Raw genomic sequence first — 21,755 nt, forward strand, 5'->3', positions numbered from 1 at the left:
TGTCGGTCTCCGTAATCTGTGTTCAGAACGCGGTGCGGTAGGTAAAGACGAGCCAGCCGCGGTCGGTTGCGCCGATGCTGCCTCCCGATGCGCCCCCGCCGATGAGCGCGGTCCCTGCGGCGTTGTATTTGCGCGGCGCGCTGATGTCGGCGTACCGCAGTGAGAATTCGTGCTTGGACTGATACGTCATGTTGGCGCCGATCGACCAGGTCAACAGCTTCTCGAAGCCGCCGCTGCCCGAGGGCGCCACGCCCTTGATGCCGTAGTTGACGGTAATGGGCACCGACAGGTCCCACGACGGCAGGATGCCCAGGTACTGCGGCGTGAAGTTGAACGCGACCTGCCAGAAATTGCGGCTCGAGCACGCGTCGGACTCGTCGCCGGGCACTGCCGGCACGCCGCCCGAGCCGGTGCCCGTGCGCACGCAGCCGGCATAGCCCACGCCCTTGTACAGCTGCTCGTTGGTAGTGACCTTGTCCAGGCGGCTGTAGGCAATCTCGGCCGCCACGCTGCCGGTTTCGAACAACGCGGTCTTGGGCAGCAGGTACGTGCCGTTGGCCACGGCATGCCAGGTGTTGCCGCGCGCGCCAGTGTCCAGGGTCGGGGCCGCGTAGCTGCCGACGGTGTTGAGCGCAGCGTTCTTGCGGTACGAGAGATCCGCGCCGAAGCTCACCGGGCCGATCGGACGCGCCAGGCTCAGGCCGATCAGCTTGGTGTTCTGCGGGTAGACGAAGCGGAAGGTCGTCGGCAACGGTCCGGCGAAGCTTCGGAACTGGATACCGTTCTCCGGGTTGTAGTCGTCGAACTCCCGGTAGTACAGGCCGATCGTCGAATTGATGGGCTCGACGTTCATGCGCGCGCTCAGGCCCCAGTTGCCACGTTGCCGGGGCTTGCGCGCCTCGACGTTGGTGGCAGCGATGCCGTTGGGGAAGGCCGCGTTCGGCCCCACGATGCTCAGGCGGTCGACGTTGGGCGAGGTATCGGAGCCCGACAGGTAGGTGCCCCCGTTGGGAGCACGGGTTTCCTCCCACTCGAAGAAGTACTGGCCTGCCAGCGTCAAGTCGCTGGTGGCCTGCACCTTGAACGAGACCTGGTTCAGCGGCAGGAACAGTTCCTTGGTCTCGATGCCGGGGCTCGCCACTGCCTTCTGGCCATCCAGCGGCGCCTGGGAATAAGAGATCGCATGGGCACCGATGAGCAGGCCCTCGCCCCACACGAGGGAGTGCCGCCCCAGCCTCACGTTGACGGGCACCTCGCCCACGTTGAAGTTGGTCCAGACGAAGGCATCCAGCAACTCGCCCGACGGTCCGTTGATGTAGCGCTTGACGTGGTTGTTGTAGGTGTTGTTGAAGTAGCTGGTCACGCCACCGGCGGGCGACGTCACCGTGCGGTCGGAATAGGCATCGTCGTACCAAGCGGTGGCGCTGATGCGTGCGCCGAACTGCCCCTTGTAGTTGAGGTCGAATTCGCTGAGCAGGTCAAGGCGGTTGGTGACGATGTCGTGCTTGCCGAACTTGGCGTCCGACTCGTCGTAGGGCGCGCTGGCCAGGATCCGCGGATCCTGCTTCTCCATGCGGGTGCCAAGGTTGTAGCGCAAGGTGTTGTCCCATCGGGCCTTCAGGTCCGGATTGCCGAAGTCCAGCTCCATTGCCGAGGCGTGGGTGCCCCAGACCGCCAGCACTGTGGCCACGGCACGCAGCCGGCGCTCATCCCTCTTGGTCCGCGTGAACTTTTTCATGTGCCTTGTCTCCATCGCCTGGTTAACTTTGTCGGGTACGACAGCCCGGCCATTTGAGGCCAGGAAGGGCTGCGATGCATGTGCGCAGGATCAAGGCCCCTGGGCCCGGCGACTGCCGCAATTCTGCATTGCGATGGGAATTCTAAGAATAGAATTTGAACAGATGCTCAGAGTTTGTACCTATACAACTCCCCAACGTCTGCTCTGCAACCTTGTGCTTGCCTGGCTGCTGCTACCAGGAAGGAGTCCATTCACTTAGCAATGCAACCCGGGTTTGCCCCAGACAAGCAAGCCTGTTGCAAGCGAACGTGCAGGCACGGAACTGCTCGGCAGGCTCTCTGAGCCAGCGATGCAGTACGGCGCACAGCAGCGCTAGTGCCGGATTCTGGTGAGGGCGCCACTCCTGCAGGTCGGCAAGAGCCTTGGCGTTGTGCTGCAGAGTGAGGTCAGGTGCCAGTTGGCAATAGCCCCATCAGGCGGGTCCGGTCTACTCCGACGACTTCCTGTGTCAATAAACAGATTCTTGGAATCTGTTCACATGTTGTTCTATCATCGATACGCACAGCGACTTCGCCGCATGTCCATGCGTACCCGCCGTGGCCCTGCGCGTAGCGCGCTTCCATGACCGCGGCCGTGGCATCTCTCGTCACAAGGCCCGTGCGCCGATCCAACCCGACTTTGAGCTGCTAGCAAGGAAACGCCATGCCCCACATCCACTATGTCGCTGCCGATGGCAGCCGCACCGAACTCCAGGCCGATGCCGGTGTGAGCATCATGCAGGCCGCCCTCATGCGCGGCCTGCCCGGCATCAACGCCGACTGCGGCGGCGCCTGTCAGTGCGCCACCTGCCATGTCTACGTGGACGCAGCCTGGACATCCAAGTTGCCCCCGATGGAAGACATGGAAGATGCCTTGCTTGACTGCACCGCGGAGCCGCGCCAGCCGGGCAGCCGTCTTTCGTGCTGCCTTACGATGAGCGCGGAACTTGACGGTATCGTCGTGCACCTGCCCGCCGCGCAGGCCTGATTGGCGCTTCACGGGTTCCGGCACACGCTTTGTCGGGCCCCGCTTCCCGGCCGCACGGCCCCAGCCCGCATATCCCAAGGTCCTGTGCCATGCGCGGCACCACGCTGCGCGGCAGCGTGGCGTGCAAGTTGCAGTTTGCAGCGTGTGCGGGCGAAGAACTTCCTCCTCATCCCTGCTCTGGCGCCGCTGTGCTCGACAGGCCAGCCCGGACGGGCCACCCCGCTTGCAATCGACCCTGCCATTCGCCCTTTAGCACGAGCCTGCTGCGTTTCAGTGACCTTGGGAACGCATTGCAGATCTCAGAGTAAACACCAGTGTCACCATGACGAAAGATGAACATACTACACACATCTGTTCATTTTCGAGTCCGTCATGAGCCGCACTCTTCCTGCCGCCTCTGAAGCGCCTGCCGATCCCGTGGCGGTGGCCAAGTCCCTGGCACCGTTGCTGGCACGGCACGCCGAGGAGGCCCAGGCGTTGCGCCGCCCCACGGATGGGGCCATTGCGGCGCTGCGCGAGGCGGGCCTGTTGGGGATGATGTTCCCGCGTCGCGCAGGGGGCACTGGCCACAAGCTCATCACACATGTGGAGACGGTGGCCGCGCTGGCCCGTGGCTGCCCGGGCACGGCGTGGGCGTTCGGGCTGCTTTCGGGGGTCACCGCCTCGGCCGCGTCCATGCCGCCGGCAGTGGGCCAGCGCGTGTTCAGCCGTGGAGACGAACTGGTGTGCAGCGTGGCGGGTCAAGCCGGTACCGCCCGGCCTGCCAAAGACGGTTACATCATCAACGGCACCTGGGGCTACGCCTCCGGTTGCATGCACGCGGCGTGGGCACTCAATGGCGTGCGCATCCTTGACGACGCGGGCAGCGTGGTGGATGCCGGTTTCGCCTTCCTGCCCCTGCCGCACGGGCCGCATGCCGATGCTACCGTATCCGTCCTGGACACCTGGCATGTCGCCGGGCTGGCGGCTTCGGGCAGCCACACGGTACAGGCCAGGGATACTTTTGTGCCGAACGTGATGGTGCTGCGCTTCTCGCAGCTGCGCGCAGCAGCGGCCGGCGCACCGGCCTCGGCGCTGGAGCCGCGTGACCGCTGGCCGGTCGAGCCGTTGTTCCCGCTGGGAGTGCTTTCGCCCATGCTCGGAGCGGCCGAGGAGTTGCTCGAACAGGTCAAGGCCAACCTGCCGCGGCGCACGACGGTGGGCTGGAACTACTCGACCCAGGCCGATTCCCAGACGCTGGTGGGGCAGCTTGGCGAGGCGGCGCTGGAAGTTGACTCCGCCTGGCTGCACATCCGCCGCGCGGTGGCGATGATTGACGACACCGCGCAGCTGCGTCCGCTGTCCGGCCGGGAAAAGGCACGCATCCAGGCCGACTGCGGCTATGCGATGCGGCAGCTGCGCCGAGCGGCTGATCGTCTCATGGACATCGCCGGCCCGGGTGCCTTTGCCACCTCCAGCGCGCTGCAGCGCCTGTGGCGTGACTTGAGCCTGGGCAGCCGCCACACCGCGCTCAACGCGATGTTGGGCAGCGAGCTCTATGGCCGCGCGCTGCTGGGGCAGCCGTCGAATCTGGCACTGCTGGCCGACATCGGGGCGCCGGCATGAGAAAGCACGCCGTCGCGGCCGCAGGCGAGCCGCTGCCACAGGGGCACACCAACGCCGATGCATCGCCTCCTCAGGACCACCGCGTGCGCGTCGCCGAGATCAAGCGCGAGCGCATGCGCGAGCGCCTGATCGAGGCCACCATGGCGGCGTATCTCGAGTGTGAGCCCGGCCACCACCCGGTGGTCGACGACGTGATCCGCATCGCCGAGGTCTCTCGCGGCAGCTTCTACAAGCATTTCGAGGCTATCGACGAGGTCTTTGCCGAGATCGGCCGGCGCATGGCCCGCGAGATGCTGCAGACCTATGGACGCCTGACCGCGTCCTTGCAGGATGGCGCCGCACGCATGGCCCTGGGCCCGCTCATGGCGCTGGTGCGCGCCGCGATGGAGCCCCGCCACGGCGCCTTCATCGCGCGCGTGGACTTCATCGAGTTCCTGGCCAGTGATGAGCCTCGTGCCAGCCTGGTCGCGATGAGCCTGCACGAGGGGCGCTTGCATGGTGCGGTGACCTTCGACTCGATACAGGCCGCCATGGACCTGGTCGTGGGCACCACTGTCGAAGGTGCACGACGCATCGTGCGCACGCGCACGCTCGACGGTGGCTACATCCGGGAACTTGCAGGCATGGTGCTGCGCGGCCTGGGTGTCTCACCGCTGGCCGCAGACCGTGCTGTGAGCCAGGCGTGGCAGCGGCTGGTTGACGAGTCGGCCACGCTGTCCTGGTGGAAGCCGGTGAGCCCGGCCTGAATTTCAACTCGGCGCATCCTCGCAAGGAAACGTATGCCTTCAAGCACGATCTACGACACCGCCATTGTCGGCGGTGGCCACAACGGGCTGGCCGCAGCCTGCTACCTCGCCGCGGAAGGCCGCAAGGTCGTCGTCATCGAGGCCTTCCACAAGGTCGGCGGCATGGCGTCCTCGGGCTACTTGATACCGGAGGCACCGCAGCACCTGGTGCATCCCTGCGCCCTGGACCTGATGTCGTTGCGAGTGCATCCCATGATGCCGCAGGAGCTTGAACTCGACCGCCATGGTTTCCGCCACGTGGAGATGACGCCCGCCTACGCCTACCTGCATCCGGACGGCAGCTCGCTGGTGTTCTGGCGCGACATCGAGAAGACGGCGGCCGAATTCCGCCGCTTCTCCGAGTCCGACGCCAAGGAGTTCCTGGCACTGATGCAACTGGTCAACGCCTTCATCGACATGGCGATTCCGATGATGCGGGTGGACCCGTCGCAGCGCAACCTGGGAGCCAAGTGGGAGGCGCTCAAGGCCGTGCTGCGCAACAGGCACCTGAAGCCCGAGATCATGGCGCTGGTAGGCTCCCCGGCCTACACGTCGATCATGGAGCGCTTCGAGCATCCTGTGACCCAGTCGGCGCTGTGCAGCCTGCTGGGCGCGGCCGGTCCGATCACCAACGAAGCCACGGGCATCTACTTCGCACTGCTGGGCTTCATCCAGCGTTTCGGCGTGGGCCGTGTCATCGGCGGCATGCAAAGCATCTCCGACGCCCTGGCCTCGCGCTTGCGGGAACTCGGCGGCGAGATCCGTGTGTCCTCGCCGGTGGCGGAGATCGTCGCGCGCAACGGGCGCGCGCAGGGCGTGCGCCTGGTCGATGGCAGCATGGTGCATGCCAGCGCCGTGATCGCTTCCATCCACCCGAAGGTTGCTTTCGAGCTCGTCACGCCCGGGGCCATCGAGCGCAGGCTGCTCACCCGCATGGCACTGGCGCCGGCCAACGCGCATGGTGCCTCGCCGCTGAAGGTGGATGTGGCTCTGCGCGGCCAAGTGCAGGTGGGCAAGCACCAGGCGATGCGCACCGACGGCGTGGACCTGCGCAAGTGCGTGCTGCTCGTTGGCACGGTGGAGGCCGTGCTCGAGAACTTCCGCTCCAGCGCTCGCGGCGAGGTCCCCAAGCTGCCGTACCTGTGGGTCACGGCGCCCAGCGCGGTGGATCCGTCGCAGGCACCCGAGGGCCAGGACGTGGTGTACCTGTACCCGGTGGCGATGCCCGTGAACCCCAACGAAGGCTGGGACGCGATTCGCCAGCGCGTGGGCCAGATGGTCATCGACCAGGCCGACGCGTACATGCACGGCATCAAGACGCTTGAGATCGGCCGCCGTGTGGAGGCGGCGCCTGACCTGGCCCACCGGCTCAACGTACACAACGGCTGCGTGGTGCACATCGACACCGCCACCACCCGCTCGTCGCTGATGCGCCCGGCCGCAGGACTGGGCGGCGATACGCTGCCGGTGGCGGGGCTTTTCCTCGGCGGGGCCGGTATCCACCCGGGTGGGGGCATCAACGGGCTGCCGGGCCGCATCGCCGCCGGCCGCGTCCAGCGCTACCTGGCCAAGGCGCCCAAGGCTGTCGCTTCCGGGACCGTGCAGGACGCTGCGCGCGACAGTGCGCCGCAGGCGCGCTCCTCCTACTGAGCCGTCCATTCCGAGGTGACCGAGGTGACCCAGCCACCAAGCCAGCCCATGCCCGAGGCATCGCGTATCCGCAGCCCCCTTTTCGACCAGGTCTTGCACTGGAAAACGGGCCGCAGGCAGGCGTTCATGGGCCTGTATCGCCGCATGGCCCACGCGGGGAGGACGCTGGAGTACGTCGGCAAGCACCAGGCCAGCGGCGATGGGGCCTGGGCTGCCGTGGAGCCGCGGTCGGACACCTGCAACCGGCAGCCGCAACTGCAGATGGTGGAGTGTCTGGTCAATGGCTCCGAGGCCGCACGCTGCCTGCGCAGCCGCTGGCCAGGGCCGCAAACCTTTTCCATTGGCATCGAGCTCCACAGCTTGCGTGCCGGCGCGCCGCACGCGCGGTTCTTTCATTGATTCCATGGAGGCAGCGATCGTGAAACGATTCGAAGGCAAGTCGGCGCTGGTCACTGGTGCCGGCCGTGGCATCGGCCGCGCCATTGCACAGGCGCTGGCCGCCGAAGGAGCGCGTGTGCTGGTGTCGGCGCGTACCCGCGCTCATGGCGAGGCCGTGGTTGCGGCCATCCAGGAGCGCGGTGGCGAGGCCGTGCTTGCGGTGGGCGACATCGGCGTGCGCGAGGACATGCGTGCCACGGTGGCTGCAGCCGTGGAGGCCTTTGGCGGCCTGGACATCGCCGTGCACTGTGCGGCCGATGCAGCGATGGGGCGGGTGGCCGACATGGACGAGTCTGCGTTCGACCGCCAGGTGCACGCCAACATCCACTCGCTGTTCTGGTTGGCCCGTGATGCGCTGCCGGCGCTCTCGCGCGCAAGCGACAAGGGGCGGCTGATCTACATCTCCTCGGGCGCGGCCAACCGCAGCTTCACGCCGGGGCTGATCCCCTACATGGCCAGCAAGGCCTACATGAACGCCTTCGCGCGCGGCCTGGCCAACGAGGTGGGCCACCAAGGGGTGCTGGTCAACGTGGTGGAGCCCGGGTTGATTGCCTCCGACCGCATGCGCGAGCACCTGAGCGACGACTTCAGCGCCCGCATTGCCCGGCCCTTCCCCGTGCCCCGCCCGGGCCTGCCCTCGGAGATCGCGGCGGCGGTACTGTTCCTGGCCTCCAGTGATGCGGCCTACATCACCGGCACGTCGTTGTTGGTGGACGGCGGCGCGACGATGGCGCCCATCGCGGGCATCGAGGACCAGCTTTGAAGCCCGTGGCCTCGTCTCACAGCCAAGCTGGTCTGCCGGCCGGCCCGCACGGCGAGATCCGGCGCGGCTGGCCCGTGCTGTTCATGGCCCTCGCCGGTGTGAGCACCAGCGTCAGCGCGCTGCTGCTCTACAGCTTCGGTGCACTGGTGGTCCCACTGCAGGAAGCCTTTGGCTGGACACGCGCCGAGCTGCAGCTCACCTCCAGCTTCATTGCCGCAGGAGGGGCGTTGTCCGTCAACGCCGTGGGCTGGCTCAATGCACACCATGGGATGCGCCGCATCAGCGCCGTGTCGCTGCTGGCGCTGTCGCTGGGGCTGCTGGCCATGACGCAGCTGCAAGGCTCCATTGGCTGGCTCTACCTGGGCTACTTTCTCCTGCCCTTCCTGGGCCTGGGGACCACGCCGGTGACCTGGACCCAGTGGGTCAACCTTTGGTTCGAACGCCACCGCGGGTTTGCGCTGTCATTGGCGCTGTGCGGCACCGGCGTGGCTGCGGCTGTGCTGCCCCCGGCCATGACCTGGGCCGTGGGTCGGTGGGACTGGCGCGCCGGCTACGTGGTGCTGGCCCTGCTGCCCTTGCTGCTGACGCTGCCCTGGGCCCTGCGTGCGCTGCCAACCCGGTCCCAGGCACAGGCAGGCGCCGCGGCTGCGTTGCCCCTGGCGGGGATGCGCTTTGCGCAGGCGGTGCGCAGCCATCGGTTCTGGTTGTGCAACGTCGCGCTGGCGCTGGTGGTGGCAGGCGTGGTGGGCATGGTGGCCAACACCGTGCCGCTGCTGCGTGACCTGGGTCTGTCGGCGACTGCGGCCGGTGCCGTCTTCAGTGTCTTCGGCGCGGCGCTCATCGCCGGGCGGCTGCTGGTGGGCGTGCTGTTGGACCGCCTGTGGGCGCCGGGCGTGGCGGCCGTCACGCTGAGCCTGCCGGCACTGGGCTGTGCCATTTTCCTGCACGCCGACGCCAGCACACCTCTGGCGCTGCTCATGCTGGGCACCGCCTTGGTAGGCGCAGGCTCGGGTGCGGAGTTCGACATCGCGGCCTACCTGGTGGCGCGCTACTTCGGGATGCGCGACTACGGCAAGGTCTTCGGCGTGCACCTGGGCGTGGCCACGGTCGGCTCGGCTGCGGCGCCGTTCCTGTTTGCGGCGCTGCTGCGCTCGGGCGGCGGCTACGGACCGTTGCTGCTGGTGTGCATCGCCTGCTTCCTCTTCGGTCCCTTGCTGCTGCTGGCACTGGGCCGCTACCCGCGGTTCGACACCGCCGTGGACGAGCCTTGCGCCGCCGGCACGCCCGTGCGGGCCACTTGAGTTCTTACCCTGAGACAACCACTGGAGACCATCATGAGCAACGTATCGAACGCTGAAAAGCTGGAGCAGGCCTACGCCAGCGTGTCCGACACCTACCGCGGCTTGACCGAAGACCTCTACGGCGCGTGCCGCCAGATGCGCGAGACAACGCCCGTCTACGAAGGCGACTACATCGCCAAGTTCCTTGGCGTGCCGACCAACGCCGGGTTGCAGGCCGGCACCAGGCCGACCTACGCGGTGTTCAAGTACCAGGACGTGATGAACGTGCTCAAGGACGCCAAGCGCTTCACCAGCAGCTTCATCCTCGAGGGCATGGGCAAGGTCTGGGACGGGCTGATGATCCTGGGCATGGACGGCGAGGCGCACCGCCACGTGCGTGCGCTGCTGCAGCCGGCCTTCATGCCGGACAACGTGAACAAGTGGCGTCCCAAGATCGATCGCGTGGTGCGCGAGGATTTCGTGCTGCCGATGCTGCCGAAGAAGAAGGCCGACCTCATGGACATGGGCCTGCACTTTCCGGTGCGGGTGATGTATGCGCTCGTCGGCTTCCCCGAGAACGACGCCGACGAGTACAACCAGTACGCCGCCTGGGCGCTGTCGATGCTGGCTGCCAACCAGCTTGACAAGGCCAAGGCCGAGGAAGGCCGCAAGATCGCCGCCCAGTCGGTCAAGAGCCTGTACGACGCACTGATGGTGCAGGTCAAGCAACGCCGCGCCGAGGGCGCCAAGGGTGACGACCTCATCAGCCGGCTCATCAACGCCGAGTACGAGGGCCACAAGCTCGACGATCACGAGGTCGCCACCTTCGCCCGCTCGCTGCTGCCCGCCGCCGGTGAGACGACCACGCGCACCTTCAGCGCGGCAATGACGTTCCTGCTCACGGTACCGGGCCTGGTGGAGCGCGTGCGCAGCGACCGCACGCTGGTGCCCAAGCTCATCGACGAGGCGGTGCGCTTCGAGCCGTCGTCCACCTTCAAGGTGCGCGAAACCGCCGAGGACGTCGAGATCGGCGGCATCACCATTCCCAAGGGCTCGTTCGTGCAGTGCATGGTGGCCTCGGCCAATCGCGACCCGAGCGTGTTCGAGAACCCCGACGTGTTCGACATCGACCGTCGGCAGAAGCCGTCGTTTGGCTTCGGCTTCGGGCCGCACATGTGCATCGGCCAGTTCGTGGCGAAGCTCGAGTTGCTGTGTGCCATCAACGCGCTGCTTGACCTGTGCCCGAACCTGCGCCTGGACCCGGAGCAGCCTTTGCCCAGGATCGAGGGCGCGCACCTGCGTGGCGCCAAGAGCGTGCACGTGATCTGGGATTGAGGCTGCGGCCCGATCCGCGACCGCCCGTACGACAGCAACCCGGACAGGACACGACCCATGCGTCACTTCACGAACGTCCCCGAGCGCGCCGACTTCGCCTACCAGTGCCTAGTAGGTCCGCAGAAGGTCAGCGGCACCAAGCTTGCCGACCTGCGCGACCACTTCGGCCTCAAGCTCACCAAGCACATGCCCTTCGGCAGCGTGCGTGACGAGGAGGGGCACATCTACTCGATGGTGCGCGCCCTCAACGCGCCCGGCAGCACGCCAAACCCCACCAAGTTCATCTACCAGAGCACGCGGCTGGACAACAAGCACATCCGCGTCGACAAGGAGAAGATCGCGCCGCGTGCGCTGACCATGTTCCCCGCGCGCGGGCTGGACAACGACACCGCCTGGTGGTCCAGCCTGGAAGGCGAGCCGGGCCAGCCCTGGCACCTGACCGCCTCGGGCAGCGCCTTCAGCTGGCGCGAAGAGGGCCTCTTTGACCTGCATGGCAAGCTCATCGGCAACGGCATGCAGTGGTATCTGCCCGGCGTGGACTGGGGCACCTTCTACGTCTCGCAGCTCTACGACGTGGCGGGCACCTGCGAGGGCCGCAAGGTCAAGGGCGTCATCGCGCTGGACCAGGCCTGGATGGCGGAGGGCGGCGCCATCCACATGAGCAAGGACCTGGTGGTCAACCACAAGATGCACGTCATCTGGTGGAGCTTCGCCACCATCTACAAGGACGGCACCTGGGATGCCGGCTCGTTCATGGTCGGGCATGACAACCTCGGCTACGCCATCTTCCAAAACGAGAAGGGCGAGATCCGCTGCACCACCGACATCGAAGGGACGGTGCGGCACAAGGATGGCAGCTGGTTCGCGCAGGACGCACGCATCGTGCTCGAGGGCCAGGAGGAATGGGAGTTCGTGCCCGATCCCAAGGGCGAGATGATCGACTTTGTCGGTGGCTTTCCCATCACCGCACAGCAGGAAGGCCGCTGGCGCCGCGTGGGCGACACGCGCGAGCCCGACCGCTGGATGGCCTGGGGCGAGAGCGACAAGCGCAACGGCAGCGCACGCAACGTGCGTGGCCAGGAGGTCTGAACAGCATGGACGCCCGAGCCATCGAAGGCTTCCTGCACGCGCAGGTCAAGGCCTGGAACGCCGGCGACAAGGCGGCGTTCCTTGCGGCCTACCGCACGGCTGCGCCTGAGGGCCTGGAGATCGAGTACGTGGGTCGCGGCCCGGCCGCCGACGGCTGGGCGGTGCTCGAGGGCATGTGGGCGCAGCAGAGCGCACGCATCGAGATCGAGGAGGTCGCCGCCGTCGTCAACGGCAACGAGGCGGCCTGCCACAACCGCAACCGGCTGCGCGGCACCTCGACGGCCATCGAGACCATCGAGCTCTACCGCTTCGATGCCGGGCGGCTGTCGGTGCGCTACTTCGTGCGCCAGCCGTGAACGCGGTCGCTCCCGTGGAGCAGCAGCCCACCGCTCCTGCGCTGGACCCGCGGGCGTTCCGTGCCGCGCTGGGGAGCTTCGCCACCGGCGTGACCGTCATCACCGCGCGGGCGGCCGATGGCGCGCCCGTCGGCCTCACGGCCAACAGCTTCAACTCGGTCTCCCTGGAGCCGCCGATGGTGCTGTGGAGCCTGGCACGCAAGTCGCTGAGCCTGCCGGTGTTCGCACAGGCCCAGCACTGGGCGGTGCACGTGCTCGCTGCGGATCAGGAAGCGTTGTCCACGAGCTTTGCGCGCTCAGGCACGCACAAGTTCGCAGGGCTGGCGATGGAGGACGGTCTCGGGGGCGTACCGCTGCTCGAAGGCTGTGCGGCGCGCTTCCAGTGCCGCACGGCTTTCCAGCACGAGGGCGGCGACCACCTGATCTTCGTGGGGGAGGTGCTCGCCTTCGATCGGGCCGAGCGCGCGCCGCTGGTTTTCCATGCCGGGCGCTACGCGCTGGCCGCGCGGCGTGACCCGCAGTTGCCGCAAGCCCGCAGCGCCCGCGTGGCCGGGGGCTTGGGCGAAGACCTGCTGGGCTACCTGCTGGGCCGTGCCTACTTCCAGTGCCACCTGGAAATGCGCGAGCGTGCCGCCGCGGCCGGCCTCGATGAGCACCAGTGGGTCATCGTCGCGGCCCTGACCGTGCGCGACGGCGTCGGTGTCGCCGAGCTGGAGGCGGCGCTGGGCTACGTGCTTGACGGCCCCGTGGAGCCCGTACTGCGATCCCTGCGGGCTCAGGGCTGGGTCATGGCCACCGGCAGCGATCCCTCGTCTACCGCCCGCTACACCCTGACCCCTGACGGCCGTGACCGCTCGCTGCACCTGCTGGCCGCGGCCAAGGCGCACGAAGCCGAGCTGCTGGCGCGCTTCGGCTACGACGAGGGCGCGCTGCTGAAGCTGCAACTGCAAAAGTTCATTGCCGCCACCAATCCCGGGCTACACGACCTCTGGCACGACGCCTGAGGGCAGCCCCTTTCCTGGAGACACCCCCATGCACACCGTGGACCCCGCAGCTGTCGAGCGCTTCATGCTCGGCCAGGTCGCCTGCTGGAACGCACATGACAAGGCTGGCTTCCTGGCCCTCTACCGCGAGATGGCACCGCAGCGGCTGGAAATCGAGTACGTCGGCCGCGACGAACAGGCCGACGGCTGGTTCGTCATCGAGGAGATGTACGACAAGCACAACCACCAGATCACGCTCGACGTGGTGGCGACCATCGTCAACGGCAACGAGGCTGCCGTGCACCACCGCAATTGCATCGTCGGCACCGACCTGGCCATCGAGAGCATCGAGACCTACCGCTTCGAGCCCGGGGCGCTGTACGTGCGCTATTTCCTCAAGCCGCCCGCACCTGGTGCGCTCGAGCTCGATCAATTCCGAGGCTTCGCCGCCGCCAAGGAGGTGTCGGCATGAGCCCCGCTTCAAACCTGCCTGGCCCGCATCCCGGTCGCTTCGAGGATCAGGTTGCCATCGTCACCGGTGGCGCCTCGGGCATCGGCGAAGCCACCTGCCGCCGCCTGGTGGCCGAAGGCGCGACGGTCGTGATCGCCGACGTCAACGAGGAGCGCGCGCAGGCCCTGGCCGCCGAGCTGGGCCCTGCAGCCCGTGCCCAGGTGTTCGATGCCGCCGACGTGAAAAGCATCGAGCGCCTCGTGCTCGGCACGGTCGAGCGCCTGGGCCGCCTGGACGTGCTGCACAACAACGCCGCGCTCAGCGCGCCGGATATCCACAGGCGCGACAACAACGCCATCGACATCGAGTTCGAGGTCTGGGACCACGTGATGGCGGTCAACCTGCGCGGCTACCTGGCCGGCTGCAAGTACGCTTTGCCGACCATGATCGCGCAAGGCGGCGGTGCCATCGTCAACACCGCCTCCACCGGCGGCTTCGCCGGCGACATCACGCGCATGGCCTACAGCGTGTCCAAGGCCGCCATCATCGGCCTGACACGCCAGATCGCCACGCACCACGGCAAGCAGGGCATCCGCTGCAACGCCGTGGCACCTGGGTTGGTGCTCACGCCCGGCACCCGGGGTGCCGCGGCCTCCGTGATCGAGGTCATGCAGCGCCACCTGCTGGTGCCGGAGTTCGGCGAGCCCGAGGACATCGCCGCGCTGGTGTGCTTCCTGGCCTCCGCTGAAGCGCGCTACATCAACGGGCAGACCTACATCGCCGACGGCGGCATGCTGGCGCATAACCCCACGATGGCCGACCTCGTCGACATGGCACGCCGCGGTGGCTGAGGCCGCGACGCCCGGGCTGCGGGCCCCCTTGTCACGCCCGGCGTTTCGCATGCTGTGGCTGGCCTGGCTGGCCGGCAACATGACCATGTGGATGCACGAGGTGGTCGCAGCTTGGCGCATGGCGCAGCTCACCGATAGCCCGCTGCTGGTGGCCGGCGTGCAGGCTGCAGGCACGCTGCCGCTGTTCCTGCTTGGGCTGGCCAGTGGCGCATTGGCCGACTCGCTGGAGCGCCGGCGCTTCCTGGCCTTCGCACAGGCCTGGATCGCGCTGACGGCCGCGGTGCTGGCCGTGCTGGCGGCAACCGACGCGATGACGCCCGTCACGCTGCTGGTGTTATGCCTGCTCAATGGCGTGGGTCTGGCGCTGCGCTTTCCAGTGTTTTCTGCGCTGGTGCCCGACATGGTGCCGCGCGAGCAGCTGGCCGCAGCGCTCACGCTCAACGCCGTGGCCATCAACCTGACGCGGGTTGTCGGTCCGATCGTGGCTGGGGCCGTGCTGGCCTCGTTGGGCACCGTGGCAGTGTTCGTCCTCAATGCTGCGATGTCGGTACTGGCATGCTGGCTGATCCTGCGTGCCCGCGTGGCCACGCATGCCAGGCCCGTGGCACGCACGCCCATGCTGTCGGCCATCGGCCAGGGCCTGCGCCATGTGCACGGTTCGCCCGTGCTGCGGGCCGTGCTGCTGCGCGCCTTTGTCTTCTTCACGCAGTCGGTAGCGCTGGTGGCCCTGCTGCCACTGCTAGCCAAGCGCATCGGCGCCGACGCCACGACTTACACCGCGCTGCTGGCGGCCATGGGCGCCGGGGCCGTGCTGGCCGCGTTCGCCCTGCCCCGATTGCCGGCCGCGGCGGCGCGTGATCGCATCGTGGACGCCGGCGTGTGGCTCTACGCCGCGGCTACCGTGGCCGCCGTGTGGGCTCCCGATGCCTGGACACTGGCGCCGGCGCTGGCGCTGTCGGGCGCGGTGTGGCTGTGCGTGGCCAACACGCTGACCATGTCGGCTCAGCTCGTGCTGCCCACCGCGCTGCGCGCGCGCGGCATGGCGATCTACCAGATGAGCATCATGGGCGGCAGTGCCGGCGGTGCGGCGCTATGGGGTGCCGTGGCGGATCGCTCCTCGCTGACCACTGCGCTGCTGGGGTCGGCGGCCGCAGCCGTGCTGCTGCTGCTCGTGACCCGGCGTGTCAGCATCGATGAGCGAACTGCCCTTGAGCCGTGCCACCCCCCTGGCGCGGCAGCGGTGGAGTGACACCGAGCAGGAGCTCATTGCAGGGTTATCCCGGTGCTCAATGAAATGCAGAACGTGAACGGTTTGGCAATCCGCCGTTCACATTCCTGTGGCCGATTGCCGATACCGCAGCAGGCGTCAGCGAACGCACCTGGCTCGGGCAGTGCCTGACAAGGGCTTCCCGAGCAGCCCGCTGCCTGCGTGCCGCCCCTCAAGCCCGAAGGGCGGCGCGGTGACGCAATCAAGAACGCGATGTACGAGACATTCCCTTCCATGCGCACGGTGGCCGTGTTGGCTGCTCTGGGCGCGTGTGCATTCAGTGCCTGGGCCGAGGCGTCCTTCACTTTCGGCGGCTATGGCACGCTGGGCGCAGTCAGGGCCTCTACCGACGAAGTCCAGTTCCGCAGCAGTCCCCGCCAGCACAAGGGCGCGGACCGCTCGGTGGACCTTGGCGTGGACTCGCGCCTGGGCCTGCAGGCCACACTGCACGTCGACGAGGCCTTCTCCGCCGTGGGCCAGGTGCTGACCAGCCGGCGTGATGGCCGGGAAGGTCCCCAGCTTGAGTGGCTGTATGTCCAGTCCACGCCGATGCAAGGCCTGGACCTGCGCGCGGGCCGCTTGGTGCTGCCCATCTTCATGGTCTCGGACACCCGCAACGTCGGCTACGCCATCCATTGGCTGCGTGCTCCCAACGAGGTGTACGGTCCTTACGCGCACACGTCCTTCGATGGCGCACAGCTGCTGTGGCGCAGCAGCGACGGTCCGGTCAACCTGGGCGTGCAAGCCTCGGCAGGCACCAGCGAGGCGCCGCTGTTTCTGGCAGTCAGGACCGACCTGAAATACCGGCGGCTTTACTCGGTGGCGGTCACGGCGGAAAGGAACGCGTGGACGTTGCGCGCCAGCAGGACGCTGGGCAAGGGGGCGACGTTTTCTGGTACCCCGGTCCCCAGCGGCGACGACACCTTCACCGACATCGGCGCGCAGTACGACGACGGCAGGTTCATTGCGGTGGGCGAATACATTTGGCGCAGCTACAGCGCCATGGGTCTTCTCGACCACGCCGCCTTCTACGTCAGTGCCGGCTTGCGCCTGGGCAGCTTGACGCCCTACGCGACCTATGCCCGCTTCATGCCTGAAGGCCTTTCTTTCGGCGTCAACGCGCCGGACGGCACGACGCGAGCGGTGGGCCTGCGCTGGGACGTGGCCCGCAACGTGGCGTTGAAGGCCCAGATCGAAGCCACACGGCACTCGAAATACGCCTTCGTCGATCCGACGCCGGGCTTCACTGCCAGACAACCCAGCGTGCGCGCGATGAGCGTGGCCATGGACTTCGTGTTCTGAAGCAGGCCATAGCGATGCGCAAGAAGCAAGTCGTTGCAGGCGTCGCATTGACGCTGGTGCTCACCACCGCCCACGCCGGCATCGTGGTCGTCGGCCACCCGTTGGCCCCGGCACTGAGCAAGGAGCAGGCGGCCGCGATTTTCCTGGGCCGGAACACCTCGCTGACGCCGCTGGACCAGCCGGATTCGTCCCCCATCCGCGCCGCTTTCTACAGGAAGGTGGCCGGGCGCGACTTGGCGCAGGTGAAGGCCATCTGGTCGCGCCTGCTGTTCTCGGGCAAGGGACAGGCGCCCAGGGAACTTGCGAACGCCGCCGAGGTAAAGAAGACCGTGGCGGCCAACCCCAAGGCGGTAGGCTACATCGACAAGGCGGCCGTGGATGACAGCATCAAGGTGCTGCTCGACCTCGATTGAGCCCGACGCGCCTGGCGGCATTCCCTTCCTGCGTCGAGCCCTGTGTGCAGGGCCGACCCGCGGCCGCGCGTCCTGGGCATGACATGCGGCCCGGGCGTGTGCAGCAGTGCACACGCTGCAACCGCCGCGGTATCGAGCCGGCTGTGCAGCGGCCGATAGCGCAAACATGCATGCCCTGACCCTGATCGACACCCCGGCCCTCGTTGTCTTCAACATCATCCTTGCCTCGGCCATGGGGGTGGTGCTGCTGGTCACGCGGCTGGGCCTGGATACGGCCGCGGTCCGGCTCGACACCTGGCTCATCGGTGCGTCCTTGTTGATCCTCTCCCGGTTGATGACCCCGCTGGAGGAGGTCTTCGCGTTCCTGGGCCTGCATCTGCCGGGCATGACACTGATGCTGCCGCTGATGCTGTGCGGCCTGTACTGGCAGGCGATGGGGCTGCGTGGCCTGCGCGGGCGCGAAGTGCGCCGCAGCCACCTGCTACGCCACTCGCTGCTGGCGGGTATCACCGTAGTCGCCTTGGATACCGTGCTGGACATCACGCTGTTTCTGTACATCTTCCTGGCCGGGCTGCTGCTCGTGGGCATGCTGCTGCTGCGCGAGGCACTGATGCTGGCACGCCGCACCTGGGGCGGACGGCTGCTGGCTGCGACGGCGGGGCTGATGTTGATAAGCAACCTGCTCCTGCTGGACACGTCAGCCGCGTCCTCGGAACAGGTAGCCCGGCGTGGGTTGCTGGTAGAGATGCTGTGGGCGCTGTTCAGCACAGCAGGTTTCCTGCAGTGCCTGTACCAGGACCTGCGCGAAAAGCTCGCCGCCACCGCAATGACCGACGCGCTCACCGGTGCGCTCAACCGTCACGGCCTGTTGCCGCAACTCGAGCGCGAGCTCGCGCGCGCCCGTCGCGGCCAACCGCTGTCGGTGGTGCTGTGTGACCTGGATCATTTCAAGAAGATCAATGACCAGCACGGCCATGACGTAGGCGACACGGTTCTCAAACGCTTCGTGGCACGCGCGCGGGCCGGGTTGCGGCGCAGCGATCTGCTGGGCCGCTGGGGCGGCGAGGAGTTTCTCTTCGTGCTGCCCGATACCGCTGCCGCTGAAGCCGTGCGCGTGGCCGAGCGCGTACGAGCCAACCTCCTGGCCGACAGCGCAGCGCCCCCCATTCGCTTCAGTGCAGGTGTGGCCAGCACAACGGAGCCCGCGCTGCAGTGCGACCTGCAGCGCCTGTTGAGCTGCGCTGACCACCGGCTCTACATCGCCAAGCAGCAGCGTGACCGGGTCGTCGGCAACGACGCCGATGCACTCGACAGGCATGTCGGCTGATCGCTGCTGCACGTCCCGTGCGACTGCGCATCGATCTGCTGCACGACACAGGGCCATCGGCTGGCCTGGTCCAGAAGCTGCCGAAGCGCAGCGGGCATGCGCACTCGGCCCTGCGCACCAGGGGCATCGGTCGACAGCGCGATGCAGTGACGGGCTGTGAGGAACCGCCGCCGCAGCCCCTCGCGCCATGCATGTCGAACACGTTCAGCCCGTTGGGGACTGGTCCGGATCGGCCGCGGCCTCACCAATGGGAAGCTCCAGCGTGAACACGCTGCCGCCAGCTGCCCCCCTGGCGGCGCGCAAGTCGCCGTGCATGAGCTGTGCCAGCCGTCGGGCGATCACGAGCCCGATACCGGTGCCTTCGACCTTAGAGCGCTCGGCACCCAGGCGCTTGAAAGGCTGGAACAGTTGCTCGAGCTGCTCGTCGCTCAAGCCTTGACCGGTGTCTTCCACGTCAAGGCGCATGCGATCGCCGACAACCTGGGCCGACACGCGCACCCAGCCACCGCGACGGTTGTACTTCACGGCATTGGACACCAGGTTGAGGAGCACTTGGCGCAGCCGCAGGGCGTCGGCCTGTACCGCCGGCAGCCCGATGGGGACATCGTTGGTGAGCAACACACCGGCAGCCGCCGCCTGAGGCTCCATGACGTCCAGGCTGGCCGTGGCTACCGCGTGAATGTCCAGCAACTCCAGGCGCAGCTCGATACCCCGGGCCTCGATGCGGGCAAGGTCCAGCATCTCGCTGATCATGGCCAGCAGGTGCTCACCGGCAGCATGGATCTTGCGCACCCACTCGACATGGTTGGGCGCCAGCGGCGTCTGCGCGTCCAGCTGCATCAGCTGCGCAAAACCCATGATGGCATTCAGCGGCGTACGCAGCTCGTGACTGATGTGCGTAAGGAATCGGCTCTTGGCCTGGTTGGCCTGTTCCGCTGCCTCGCGCGCAGCGCGGTCGCTCTGGGCCTGCTTGAGCTGCGTGACATCCCGGAAGAACACCGTCAGGCCCTCCTCAGCGGGATAGGCCGTGATTTCAAAGTGGGCGCCCAGTGGTGCGAACGGTTCCTCGAAGCGAACGATGCGTCCGCTGGCCAGGCACTGCTCGTACTGTCGCTGGAACTCCGAGCCGGCTGCCTGCGGGAACTCCCGCCAGATGTTGCGACCCAGCAGTTCGTCGCGTGGGCGCTTGAGCATCACCTCGGCCTGCCGGTTGAGCAGCGTGAAGCGCCACTCGCGATCCAGCGCGAAGATGCCGTCCGTGATGCTTTCCATCGTGGACTCCAGCCGACGGGCCAGCGCACGCGCCGACTGCTCCAGCCGCTTGTTGTCGTCGATGTCGATGGACGATCCGTACCACTTGCGGGTACCGCACTTCTCGGTGGATACCAGCACTGCACGCGCCAGGTGCCAGCGGTAGACCCCGTCAGCCCGCCTCAGCCGCATCTCGACCTCTAAAGGCTGTCCAGTCTGGACTGCCCTGTTCCAGGCGTCCCTTGCGCACGCCCGATCCTGCATATGCACCAGGGCATCAAAGCCTTCGGACAGCAACCGCTCGCCCGGCAAGCCGGCATAGCAAGAAAGTGCCGGACTGACGTAGTCGACCTGCCCATCGGGGCGCGCCGTCCACACGATCAGTGGCATGGCCTCGGCCAGAAGACGCCAGGTTTCTATCTCGGCGCGCCGCTCGGTGATGTCGCGGAAGTAGACCGCCATGCCTTCGTCAGACGGGTACGCGGTGACGTCGTACCAGCGATCCTGGCGCAGGTAGTGGTACTCCAGCCGCGCAGTGCGGCCGCTCGCCATGACGTCGCGGTAGGTGCGCTCGAGCTCCGAGCCGACAATCCCGGCAAATACCTCCCAGACGCGCCGCCCCAGCACCGCGGCGCGTGGCTTGGCCAGCACCTGTTCGGCCGCAGCGTTGAAGTAAAGCATGCGCCAGTCGCGGTCGAGGAGGTAAAAGCCGTCGCTCATGCGCTCCAGCGTCGCTTCGAGCTGGCGCCCGACGCGGTTTCTCTCCTCGACGGCGTGCACCTGCTGCGTGATGTCCTGGAACGCGCCTTGCACGCGCACGACACGGCCTTCGGCATCCCGCACGGCCTCGCCGATGGAGCGCGTCCACAGTGCTTCGCCGCGGGTGTTGGTCATCCGCAGGACCAGGTCGTAGGGCTGTGCGTCGCGGCAGCAGCTCTCGAACGCGGCGCGCAGCAGTTCCCGATCTGGTGGTGCGAAATGCTCGAAGACCTGTGCCACATCGGGCTGCTGGTGCACGTCGAAGCCGAAGATGTGGAATAGCTCCTCGTCCCAGTGCAGGGCCTGCTGCAGGACATCGAAGTCCCAGGCGCTGAGCCGGCCCAGGCGACAGGCCAGGCGCAGGCGCTGGCTTGCCAGCTCCAGCGCCCGTGTGCCGACATGGCTCACGGCCTGCAACTCCTCCAGCCGCTGCGAGGTTTCCTGGTATCGCCGGCGATCCAGACGCGCCTGCAGCAGGCACACCGCCTGCCGCGCTTGGAGCCGTAGCAGGTCCGCGGCCTCGGCATCGAGGTGTCGGGACACGCTATCGAATATTTCCAGCAGGCCCACGCGCTCCCCGCCCTCCAGCACCAGCGGCATGCAGGCGTAGAAGGCGATGTGCGGCGCCTCCTTCACCAGGAGAGTGTCCCGCCAGCGGGTGTCGAGCCTGGCATCCTCCAGCACGAACAGACCACTGCCGGCGATGGCCTGTGCGTACAGCGACACCCCGTGTGCCACCTCCGGCATCACTGCGCCAAAGCAGGCCTTGACCCAGGTCCGCTCCCCATCCACGAGCGTCAGTGCTGCCGAGGCCGTGCCGCACAGCCGCGCCGTCACCCGTACGAGGTCGTCGTATTCGGGCTCGGGCGCGGTCGCCAGCAACGCCAAGTCGCGCAGGCTCCACAGGCGATGGGGGTTGTCCATCATTCTTGTTTTAGGAGCAAATTCCGAAGCTGCAAGAGCCGGGCGGCCTTGTGCAGGTTTGCACCACGGGCTGCCGTGTTCGTCCCGGAGAGTTGCCAGCAACCCTTGTATTTTCTTCTTTCTGACATCCGGCCTCTTGACTTGTGACAAGTCTTAACTACA

The 21,755-nt window shown here is 67.3% G+C and carries 19 protein-coding genes; 17 read left to right on the forward strand and 2 right to left on the reverse strand.

The window, feature by feature from the left end; genetic code table 11:
- Nucleotides 1-22: 22 nt before the first annotated feature.
- Nucleotides 23-1,738, reverse strand: coding sequence for a DUF1302 domain-containing protein (locus tag H537_RS0113015; RefSeq protein ID WP_028998278.1), 1,716 nt, complete (start codon nucleotides 1,736-1,738; stop codon nucleotides 23-25).
- Between the two features lie 702 nt (nucleotides 1,739-2,440).
- Between H537_RS0113015 and H537_RS0113020 the strand changes: the two genes are divergently transcribed.
- From H537_RS0113020 to H537_RS49150, 17 genes are all read left to right on the forward strand, one after another.
- On the forward strand, nucleotides 2,441-2,764 hold the full coding sequence (locus H537_RS0113020) for a 2Fe-2S iron-sulfur cluster-binding protein (RefSeq protein WP_028998279.1): 324 nt from the start codon (nucleotides 2,441-2,443) through the stop codon (nucleotides 2,762-2,764).
- 372 nt (nucleotides 2,765-3,136) lie between these two features.
- Complete coding sequence (locus H537_RS0113025; protein ID WP_043458722.1) at nucleotides 3,137-4,369, forward strand: acyl-CoA dehydrogenase family protein; 1,233 nt, start codon at nucleotides 3,137-3,139, stop codon at nucleotides 4,367-4,369.
- A complete protein-coding gene (locus H537_RS0113030; RefSeq protein WP_028998281.1) occupies nucleotides 4,366-5,115 on the forward strand; it encodes a TetR/AcrR family transcriptional regulator in 750 nt (249 codons plus the stop codon). The genes H537_RS0113025 and H537_RS0113030 overlap by 4 nt, the downstream gene beginning before the upstream one ends.
- 33 nt (nucleotides 5,116-5,148) lie before the next feature.
- Nucleotides 5,149-6,804 carry a phytoene desaturase family protein gene (locus tag H537_RS42715; RefSeq protein ID WP_084150635.1) on the forward strand — a complete coding sequence of 552 codons (1,656 nt, stop codon included), beginning with the start codon at nucleotides 5,149-5,151 and terminating at the stop codon, nucleotides 6,802-6,804.
- A gap of 48 nt (nucleotides 6,805-6,852) precedes the next feature.
- A complete protein-coding gene (locus H537_RS0113040; RefSeq protein WP_169517001.1) occupies nucleotides 6,853-7,203 on the forward strand; it encodes a hypothetical protein in 351 nt (116 codons plus the stop codon).
- A gap of 19 nt (nucleotides 7,204-7,222) precedes the next feature.
- On the forward strand, nucleotides 7,223-8,005 hold the full coding sequence (locus H537_RS0113045; RefSeq protein WP_028998283.1) for an SDR family NAD(P)-dependent oxidoreductase: 783 nt from the start codon (nucleotides 7,223-7,225) through the stop codon (nucleotides 8,003-8,005).
- Nucleotides 8,006-8,010: 5 nt separating this feature from the next.
- Complete coding sequence (locus H537_RS42720) at nucleotides 8,011-9,306, forward strand: MFS transporter (RefSeq protein WP_051242529.1); 1,296 nt, start codon at nucleotides 8,011-8,013, stop codon at nucleotides 9,304-9,306.
- 33 nt (nucleotides 9,307-9,339) lie between these two features.
- Nucleotides 9,340-10,620: a cytochrome P450 gene (locus tag H537_RS0113055; protein ID WP_028998284.1), complete on the forward strand. Its 1,281-nt coding sequence runs from the start codon at nucleotides 9,340-9,342 to the stop codon at nucleotides 10,618-10,620.
- A gap of 57 nt (nucleotides 10,621-10,677) precedes the next feature.
- Entirely contained in the window at nucleotides 10,678-11,709 is a 1,032-nt protein-coding gene (locus H537_RS0113060) for a hypothetical protein (protein WP_028998285.1), read from the forward strand.
- A 5-nt stretch (nucleotides 11,710-11,714) separates the two neighbouring features.
- A complete protein-coding gene (locus tag H537_RS0113065; RefSeq protein WP_028998286.1) occupies nucleotides 11,715-12,065 on the forward strand; it encodes a Cif family virulence factor in 351 nt (116 codons plus the stop codon).
- Entirely contained in the window at nucleotides 12,062-13,069 is a 1,008-nt protein-coding gene (locus H537_RS0113070) for a flavin reductase (RefSeq protein ID WP_238446678.1), read from the forward strand. Before H537_RS0113065 ends, H537_RS0113070 begins: the two co-directional genes overlap by 4 nt.
- Nucleotides 13,070-13,097: 28 nt before the next feature.
- Nucleotides 13,098-13,520 carry a nuclear transport factor 2-like protein gene (locus tag H537_RS42725; RefSeq protein WP_064735964.1) on the forward strand — a complete coding sequence of 141 codons (423 nt, stop codon included), beginning with the start codon at nucleotides 13,098-13,100 and terminating at the stop codon, nucleotides 13,518-13,520.
- Nucleotides 13,517-14,350, forward strand: a complete 834-nt coding sequence (locus H537_RS0113080; protein WP_051242515.1) for an SDR family NAD(P)-dependent oxidoreductase — start codon at nucleotides 13,517-13,519, stop codon at nucleotides 14,348-14,350. The genes H537_RS42725 and H537_RS0113080 overlap by 4 nt, the downstream gene beginning before the upstream one ends.
- A complete protein-coding gene (locus H537_RS42730) occupies nucleotides 14,343-15,599 on the forward strand; it encodes an MFS transporter (RefSeq protein WP_259375227.1) in 1,257 nt (418 codons plus the stop codon). Before H537_RS0113080 ends, H537_RS42730 begins: the two co-directional genes overlap by 8 nt.
- A 231-nt stretch (nucleotides 15,600-15,830) precedes the next feature.
- On the forward strand, nucleotides 15,831-16,919 hold the full coding sequence (locus tag H537_RS0113090; protein WP_028998289.1) for a porin: 1,089 nt from the start codon (nucleotides 15,831-15,833) through the stop codon (nucleotides 16,917-16,919).
- Nucleotides 16,920-16,933: 14 nt separating this feature from the next.
- Nucleotides 16,934-17,332: a type 2 periplasmic-binding domain-containing protein gene (locus H537_RS0113095; protein WP_051242519.1), complete on the forward strand. Its 399-nt coding sequence runs from the start codon at nucleotides 16,934-16,936 to the stop codon at nucleotides 17,330-17,332.
- Nucleotides 17,333-17,438: 106 nt separating this feature from the next.
- Nucleotides 17,439-18,659, forward strand: a complete 1,221-nt coding sequence (locus H537_RS49150) for a GGDEF domain-containing protein (protein WP_238446679.1) — start codon at nucleotides 17,439-17,441, stop codon at nucleotides 18,657-18,659.
- Nucleotides 18,660-18,863: 204 nt separating this feature from the next.
- On the opposite strand, the gene H537_RS0113105 is transcribed toward H537_RS49150, so the two are convergent.
- Entirely contained in the window at nucleotides 18,864-21,593 is a 2,730-nt protein-coding gene (locus tag H537_RS0113105) for a sensor histidine kinase (RefSeq protein WP_156901667.1), read from the reverse strand.
- Nucleotides 21,594-21,755 lie beyond the last annotated feature (162 nt).

Origin of the sequence: Azohydromonas australica DSM 1124, assembly GCF_000430725.1 — a bacterium.
In the GTDB taxonomy this organism is placed as follows: Bacteria; Pseudomonadota; Gammaproteobacteria; order Burkholderiales; family Burkholderiaceae_C; genus Azohydromonas; species Azohydromonas australica.